The organism is Anoxybacillus sp. LAT27, assembly GCF_022030075.1.
In the GTDB taxonomy this organism is placed as follows: Bacteria; Bacillota; Bacilli; order Bacillales; family Anoxybacillaceae; genus Anoxybacillus; species Anoxybacillus kestanbolensis.
Window position 1 is genome coordinate 1 of sequence record NZ_JAIWYK010000211.1, and the last position, 258, is coordinate 258.

Here is a 258-nt window from a genome sequence, read left to right on the forward strand (position 1 = left end):
TGGGCTTGTAGATACGGTGCTGCCCACGAGTCAGCCCACCGCCGAGGCCATGGGGGATATTCTTGCGGATATCCAGCATGTTGGCCCCCTCCCACTTGGGGATAAAGGTCTTCAGATCGGCGCCGGCGCAAAAAGCCCGCCCACTGCCGGTGAGAATGGCCACATCCACGGCATCGTCGGCGGCGAAATCCCGCCACACTTCCGCCAGTTCTACGTTGGTAGCCTCGTCAATGGCATTCATCACCTCGGGGCGGTTGA

Annotated in this window: 1 protein-coding gene; it reads right to left on the bottom strand. The window is 61.2% G+C overall.

Annotation, left to right across the window (positions count from 1 at the left end; translation table 11 throughout):
• On the bottom strand, positions 1 to 241 hold a 241-nt coding region (locus LD028_RS09165; protein WP_237811634.1), incomplete at its 3' end, for an enoyl-CoA hydratase/isomerase family protein.
• Positions 242 to 258: the final 17 nt, after the last annotated feature.